This window comes from Hydrogenivirga sp. (genome assembly GCF_056450045.1).
In genome coordinates, this window is sequence record NZ_JBWONM010000048.1 from 1 (window position 1) to 4615 (window position 4615).

A 4615-nucleotide genomic window follows, 5' to 3' on the forward strand; every position below is an offset into this window, starting at 1 on the left:
TGGCTCTGAGCAGGCTCTACGAGGGCTTCAGCCCGAAGGGTATAAAGTTTGGACACAACCGGATCTACAAGCCCGAAGGGCTTCCTTACACCCTAATCACCTCTTACCACCCGAGCAAGCAGAACACCCAGACGGGGAGACTGAAGTGGGAGGAGTGGCTGGAGGTTTTTAGAGGGATAAGGTCTGAGCTGGAGGGCGGTTGATGAGGACGGCTGTTGTCCTCTGCGCAGGGCTGGCGAGGAGGATGGGAAGTCCCTCAACGCCAAAGCCGCTCTTGAAGGTTGGAGGGAGGGAGATACTCTCACGCACCGTTGAGCTCCTCAGGAGGGAAGGTGTTGAGAAGTTTGTGTTCGTGGTGAACCCTGAAAACAGGGCTCCCATAGAGGGGTTTCTGAGAGCTCTATCCATAAACTACAGGGTTGTTCTGAACGAGCATCCGGAGAGGGAAAACGGCTACTCCCTCTTCCTTTGTAAGGACGTCGTTGATGATGAGAGGTTTATCCTGACGATGGGAGACCACCTCTACTCCGAAGAGTTTGTGAGGGAGGCGGTGGGTGGTGACGGTCTCATAGTTGATGAGCTCGCCCTTTACACCGACAGAGAGGAGGCTACCAAGGTCCTCTGCAGGGATGGGAGGGTGGTGGATATAGGGAAGAAGCTAAAGAACTTCAACGGATACGATACGGGCTTCTTCGTCCTCGGCAGGGAGATATTCTCTACTGCGCAGAGGCTTGAGAGGGAGAGGGAAAAGCTCACTATGAGCGATATAGTTAAGGAAGCTGGTATCGGTTGCACCTACGTCTCGGGTAAGTTCTGGACTGACATAGACACTCCAGAGGATATAGAGCGTGCGAGAAAAGAGCTCCTCAGAAGCTCCGTGAAGGGTGTGGGTGATGGCTTCGTCTCAAGATACCTGAACAGGAAGTTCTCCCTTTGGCTTTCGGAAAAGCTCGTAGAGAGGGTTTCACCGAATCAGGTCACGTGGGCTGTCTTCTTTCTGGGCTTGGTATCAGCTCTCTTTGCCCTCTTCAACCCTGCCCTCGGAGGTCTTCTGTACCAGCTCAGCTCTATGACGGACGGCGTTGATGGAGAGATAGCGCGGGCGAGCCTGAGGACAACCAGGTTTGGAGGGTGGCTTGACTCAGTCTTGGACAGGTACGTTGACTTCTTCTTCCTATCAGCCCTCGCCCTGTGGCTCAAGCCGGAGACCTCCTTCCTTCCCTGGGTTCTCTCAGCCCTCTTCGGTTCTCTGATGGTGAGCTACACAACGGAGCGCTTTAAGGGCGCTTACTGCGAGGACGCTTACAGATCCATTCCATCGCTGAGATACCTGCCCGGGAAGAGGGACGAAAGGGTATTTTTGGCAATGCTCCTGTGTCTCTTCGGCTGGATAAAGCTCCTCTTCATTCTAACATCTCTAATTACAAACCTCCGGGTTCTTGCAACCATATACCTCATCTGGAGGGAGAGGCGGGGAACTTAGAGCTTATCACCCTCTTCAACAGGGAGGGCTCGTTCGTCGTTATGCCCCAAAACCCCTTTGTGACCAGCTCTCTGAGCTCCTCTTCCCTCTCCTCATGCCAACAGACGACCCTGTAGCCCTCAGACCTCATACACTCTATATCCTCCCTGCTTATCAGTGTGTGGGGATGGGGGTGCTTGTCCTCCCAGCAGGGGTGGATTATGTCCCCCCAGTACTTCTTTGCAAGGCTCATCATGTCCTCAGGTGGTAGGAGGTTTCTGAAGAGGAGGGCTGTGAGTATGTGGTCGTTCTTCTCCTTGAACCTCTTCATGAAGGGAAAGTCATCGGATGAAGATACCACTATCTCGGTCTTCCTCCCAAAATCCTTAAGGATATCGGTGAGGGTGTCTATCATATCCCTGTCTTTTATATCAAGGTAAAGCCCTATACCCTTTTGCTCAGCCCATCCCAGGACCTCTTCAAGCTCCATTGAGCCTGGTATCAAGGACATAGCCTCCTCAAGGAGCATATCTCTTACGGGTACAGTCCCTATGCTGAGGTCGTGGTTAACGAATATCTTCCCGTCCTTTGTCAGAACAAGGTCAAGCTCAACCACGTCGGCACCTGCGTGGAGAGCTCCCTCAAAGGCAGACCAAGTGTTCTCCCTGAAGAGAGCGCTATATCCTCTGTGGGCTATTACCTTCGGTTCTTCCATACAAGCCTGAATGATAACATATTGCCTATGAACAGGCTTTTTGTCCGTAGCCAGCTCCAGAGGTTCCTTGAGGAAGACGTCGGCAAGGGGGACATAACGACCGAGCTTCTGTGTTCTGAAGAAACCGCCAGGGCGGTTGTAAAGGCGAAGGATAGAGGGATTCTCGCAGGTCTCCCCTTTGTTCAGGAGCTTTTCCTTATGCTCGGGGGAGTTTACATAAGACCCCTGAAGGGTGAGGGCGAAGCCTTTGAAGAGGGGGATGTCCTCCTTGAGCTTGAGGGAAGGGCTGAGATAATACTCACGGGTGAGAGGCTTGCCCTGAACATCCTTCAGAGCCTATCGGGGATAGCTACGAGGGCGAGGGAGTTTGTCAGTGTCCTTGAGGGAACAGGGGTAAAGATTCTGGACACGAGGAAGACAACGCCCGGCTATAGGTTCTTTGAGAAGTATGCGGTAAGGGTAGGGGGTGGAAGGAACCACAGGTTCGCCCTCTACGATATGGTGCTGATAAAGGACAATCACAAGAGGGTTGCGGGTGACGTGGTGAGAGCTATAAGGAAGGTGAAGGAGGAGATAAGCCCCGCCTACAAGATAGAGGTTGAGGTGGAAAGTCTTGAGGAGCTTGAAATGGTTCTCTCCGAAGGTGTTGATATAGTCATGCTTGATAATTTCTCTCCGGAGGATGTGAAGAGGGCAACAGAGTTGGTCAGAGGAAGGGCAGAGGTTGAGGTCTCAGGAAACATAACCCTTGAGAACGTCCGCCAGTACGCCCTAGAGGGGGTTGATTACCTGTCTTCTGGCTCCATCATCTACGGCGCCTCTTGGTGCGACCTTTCTTTGAAGGTTCTTTGAAGAGGATTATCGCAAACTCCTCCCAGTTGAAGGGCTTGAAGCCGTGTCGCAGGGCGTACCTCTCAAGCTCCTTTATGTTGAGCATCTTCTCAATCTCCGCCTTCAGCTTCAGGTTTTCCTCCTTGAGGCTCTTGTACCTGCTGAGCTTCTCGGAGTGCTCCCTTAGAACCTTTATTGAGTAGGCGGAGTAGAGCATGTTCCCCAAAAATATCAGCAGTGCCAAGCCCACAGCGTAGAAAGGATTCATCTCCTCTCCCCAGCTCTTAATTTAGCACTTCTTGCGGCTGGGTTCATCCTTATCTCTTCCTCCGAAGGCGTTATAGGCTTCTTTGTCAATATAAGAAACTCCCCGGCGTGCCTCCGGAAGAAGCTCTTTACGATCTTGTCTTCCAAGGAATGGAAGCTTATAACAACAAGCCTTCCCTTGGGATTGAGATGCCTGACAGTTTTCTCAAGGGCTTCCTCAAGGCTCTCAAGCTCCTTGTTTACCTCAATCCTTATAGCCTGAAAGGTTCTGGTTGCGGGGTGTATCCTCCCGTGCCTCAGCTTTGGGGGAAAGAGGGAGGCAACCAACTGGGCAAGCTCCTTCGTTGTCTCAATTGGCTTTTCCTTCCTCCTCTGGACTATAGCCCTCGCTATCTTCCTGCTCAGCCTCTCCTCACCATACTCCCAAAGTATTCTGGCAAGCTCCCTCTCCGGATACTCGTTCACAACCTTGTAGGCTGTCAGCTTCTGCTCCTTGTCCATCCTCATATCAAGGGGGGAATCTATCTGAAAGGAGAACCCCCTCTCGCTCTTTAGCTGGTACATTGAGACCCCAAGGTCAAAGAGGAAGCCATCAACCCTCTCAACACCTTCCTCCCTCAGGACTAGGTCAAGGTCCTTGAAGTTCGCCTTGTAAATGGAGAACCTTCCCTCAAACTCCCGTAGGTTTTCCTTTGCAAGCTCTATAGCCTCTTCATCCCTGTCTATACCTATCACGTAGGCTTGGGGGTTCTTCTCCAGTATCCTCTTCGTGTGTCCGCCAAGCCCAAGGGTGCAGTCAACGTAGAGAGTGCCACCGTTTCCAAGCAAAAGGTCTGTTGACTCTACGAGGAGAACGGGTACGTGCATTACCTTAACTTGAAGCTCTTTCTGTGTATCTCAGTTATACCGTGCTTTTTTATGAGCTCTCTGTGCTTTTTTGTGGGGTAGCCCTTGTGGCTGATGAAGTCGTACTGGGGATAGAGCTCGTGGTAGTGCTCCATAATTCTGTCCCTGAGAACCTTCGCTACCACGCTGGCACAGGCACAGCTCAGGCTCCTCTCGTCTCCCTTAACGAGGGGCAGGCAGTTGTAATCCTCAAGTCTGACGTAGTCGCTTATGACCACATCAAAGGGGTGCTTGAGGTCCTCAAGAGCCCTTTTCATAGCTAGCTTGGTAGCCTTAAGGATGTTAAGCCTGTCTATCATTGAGCTGTCAACAACTGCCGTTCCCACCGCGATAGCGGTCTCTTTAACTACGCTATATATCTCCTCCCTCTCCTTTCTGCTCAGCTTCTTTGAGTCACCCCTTAGGAAGGGTTCCGTGTTTGGGGGGAGGATAAC

At 51.9% G+C, this 4615-nt stretch carries 6 protein-coding genes and 1 pseudogene; 3 read left to right on the forward strand and 4 right to left on the reverse strand.

Annotated features, from left to right (window positions below; all coding sequences use genetic code 11):
* Both AC1HCM_RS01875 and AC1HCM_RS01880 read left to right on the forward strand, forming a co-directional pair.
* Window positions 1–203 (forward strand): annotated as a pseudogene (locus AC1HCM_RS01875) (uracil-DNA glycosylase); the annotation flags it as partial.
* A complete protein-coding gene (locus AC1HCM_RS01880; RefSeq protein WP_479460080.1) occupies window positions 203–1483 on the forward strand; it encodes a bifunctional L-myo-inositol-1-phosphate cytidylyltransferase/CDP-L-myo-inositol myo-inositolphosphotransferase in 1281 nt (426 codons plus the stop codon). The pseudogene AC1HCM_RS01875 and the gene AC1HCM_RS01880, both read left to right, overlap by 1 nt.
* Here AC1HCM_RS01880 and AC1HCM_RS01885 read toward each other — a convergent pair.
* On the reverse strand, window positions 1455–2177 hold the full coding sequence (locus AC1HCM_RS01885; RefSeq protein WP_479460081.1) for a glycerophosphodiester phosphodiesterase: 723 nt from the start codon (window positions 2175–2177) through the stop codon (window positions 1455–1457). The two genes, AC1HCM_RS01880 and AC1HCM_RS01885, sit on opposite strands and share 29 nt — an antisense overlap.
* A gap of 27 nt (window positions 2178–2204) precedes the next feature.
* On the opposite strand from AC1HCM_RS01885, the gene nadC reads away from it, so the two are divergent.
* Window positions 2205–3029 carry a carboxylating nicotinate-nucleotide diphosphorylase gene (gene nadC, locus AC1HCM_RS01890; RefSeq protein WP_479460082.1) on the forward strand — a complete coding sequence of 275 codons (825 nt, stop codon included), beginning with the start codon at window positions 2205–2207 and terminating at the stop codon, window positions 3027–3029.
* Here nadC and AC1HCM_RS01895 read toward each other — a convergent pair.
* From AC1HCM_RS01895 to AC1HCM_RS01905, 3 genes are all read right to left on the reverse strand, one after another.
* Window positions 2983–3276 carry a hypothetical protein gene (locus AC1HCM_RS01895; RefSeq protein ID WP_479460083.1) on the reverse strand — a complete coding sequence of 98 codons (294 nt, stop codon included), beginning with the start codon at window positions 3274–3276 and terminating at the stop codon, window positions 2983–2985. The two genes, nadC and AC1HCM_RS01895, sit on opposite strands and share 47 nt — an antisense overlap.
* Window positions 3273–4142, reverse strand: a complete 870-nt coding sequence (gene rsmH / locus AC1HCM_RS01900) for a 16S rRNA (cytosine(1402)-N(4))-methyltransferase RsmH (RefSeq protein ID WP_479460084.1) — start codon at window positions 4140–4142, stop codon at window positions 3273–3275. The genes AC1HCM_RS01895 and rsmH overlap by 4 nt, the downstream gene beginning before the upstream one ends.
* A partial coding sequence (locus AC1HCM_RS01905; protein WP_479460085.1) for a ribonuclease HII occupies window positions 4142–4615 on the reverse strand: 474 nt, incomplete at its 5' end. The genes rsmH and AC1HCM_RS01905, both read right to left, overlap by 1 nt.